The following is a 1,956-nucleotide window of genomic DNA, read 5'->3' on the forward strand; positions in this document are numbered from 1 at the left end:
ACGCAATCACTTTGTTGCTGGAACCGCTCACCAGTGCTTGGAGGATGTCCTGCTCACGCGGGGACAAGCCACGGACCGACTTCATCGGTGACGGCGTGGTATCGAGGTTTAGCAGCATGGAGGCAAGGTTGGTCGGGAACACCTTTTCGCCCATCATCACTAATTCCAACGACTGGATCAGAGCTTCCGGCGAGACGTCCTTCATCAGATAACCATCGACGCCAGCAGTCATAGCGTCACGCAGGGCGTCAACCACTAGGTCGTTGGCCAGTACCACAATGCAGATTTCAGGGTAGGCGCTTCGGATCCGTTGCAGATTACCAGCCTCGCTGGTGATGACCAACCCGGAAGAACCCACACCTCCAACAGCCTGCTCAATCGTGCTGAACTCTGCCTCGACCGCGAAACGGGTATCGGCAAGCAGATGCTTCAGGCCTTCGCGGAACAGGCGGTTGGTTTCGATCAGAATAGTGCGTGTCGGTGTCATAACGAACTCTCCAAAGCGCTGTTGATCGAACGACCGCGTGATCCGGCTTGATAGGCTGTGGCGCGTTCGTTGCTGCGTTGGAGAAACAATGTATGATATTCCAGATGAAATAAAGGTAAAATTAACACTTTATCGTGGATAAATGGTCCTATGTGCCTGGTAAGGATGCTGACTCGGTTTGTGCCGTTAGGTTTATGCCAGCAGTCCGTTCGTGGCCCTTCCGCTTAGGCCGATGTCTCGGACATTAGGCTTCCTGCGGTCACTGACCCTTAGCAGGTTGCAAGTGTAAGGGCAGTTTCCGATGCCGATACGGCCGGATCGCCGATCGGCTCCTTCACGTGGAAAACCAGCCGAACCAATGAAACGGCCAAGTGCCCGGCTAAGGATTGCGGTGACCTATGGCCGAACTGTCACCGAGCTGACACCTTCCGCCGAGGCCGCCGTCGAGGTTCGGTTCTGAGCAATACTGGTATGGAAAGAGGCTCTGGCTCCTCGTCTGGCACCGGCAAGCATTGTGGTGGGGGGATCAGCGGGGATGCACAGCGGGAAACTCGCCTGGAAGCCCCGTCCTTCAGGGCGGAGAGGAAAGGCGATGCCGCGACAGGGACGGATTTTTGCATCATCGCAGAATTCCTTCTATACTTGAGAGCCCGTTTGAGAATTGGTTGGGGTTGCAGATCTGGGACTTGGCTGCCCATTTAAAGGGAATGTGGACGAAAGAGCATCGTGAGCGTCAAAAGCAGTTCGAGCGTCAGCGTTATGCGACGGATCTGAGCGACAGGGAATGGGAGTCCATCCAGCCCTTGCTGCCGCCACCGGCCGGGCGCGGCCGTAAGGCGAAAGTGGACATGCGTGAGGTTCTCAACGCGCTACGCTATCTGGCCCGCACCGGCTGTGGCTGGCGCATGCTGCCGGTCCACTTTCCGGCGTGGCAGACGGTCTACTGGTGGTTCCGCAAGCTGCTGCGGCGCTTTCTGTTCCAGACCATCCACGACATCGCGGTCATGATCGACCGCGAGTTTCAGGGTCGCGAGGCCAGCCCGACCGCAGGCGTTGTGGACAGCCAGACGGTCAAGGCACCCAACGCACCCGGCGGCGGCGGGTACGACGCCGGCAAGAAGACCAAGGGCCGCAAGCGGCATATCGCGGTGGACACCGACGGGCATCTCTTGATGCTCAACGTGACCACCGCCGATGTTCAGGATGCCGACGGCGCCGAACTCATCATCAAGGCAATCCGCAAGCGCTGGCCCTGGCTCAAGCACCTCTTCGCCAACGGCGCTTACGACCGTGGCAAGCTGATGAGTGCCGCAGCCTACCAGGACTTCACGATCGAGGTCGTGCGCAAGATAGTCGACCAGAAAGGCTTCCAGGTGCTGCCCCGCCGCTGGGTGGTCGAACGAACCTTCGGATGGATGACTGACCTTGCCCCGCCAGACCGGACCAGTGGCAACGTTTGTCATGCGGCC

At 58.7% G+C, this 1,956-nt stretch carries 2 protein-coding genes; one reads left to right on the forward strand and one right to left on the reverse strand.

Annotation, left to right across the window (positions count from 1 at the left end; genetic code table 11):
• Positions 1-487, reverse strand: a 487-nt coding sequence (locus N826_RS38835; RefSeq protein WP_044437945.1) for a transcriptional regulator, incomplete at its 3' end; no start/stop codon positions are given.
• A 707-nt stretch (positions 488-1,194) separates the two neighbouring features.
• On the opposite strand from N826_RS38835, the gene N826_RS38840 reads away from it, so the two are divergent.
• A partial coding sequence (locus N826_RS38840) for an IS5 family transposase (RefSeq protein ID WP_044437947.1) occupies positions 1,195-1,956 on the forward strand: 762 nt, incomplete at its 3' end.

Source organism: Skermanella aerolata KACC 11604 (assembly GCF_000936425.1).
Taxonomy (GTDB): domain Bacteria; phylum Pseudomonadota; class Alphaproteobacteria; order Azospirillales; family Azospirillaceae; genus Skermanella; species Skermanella aerolata.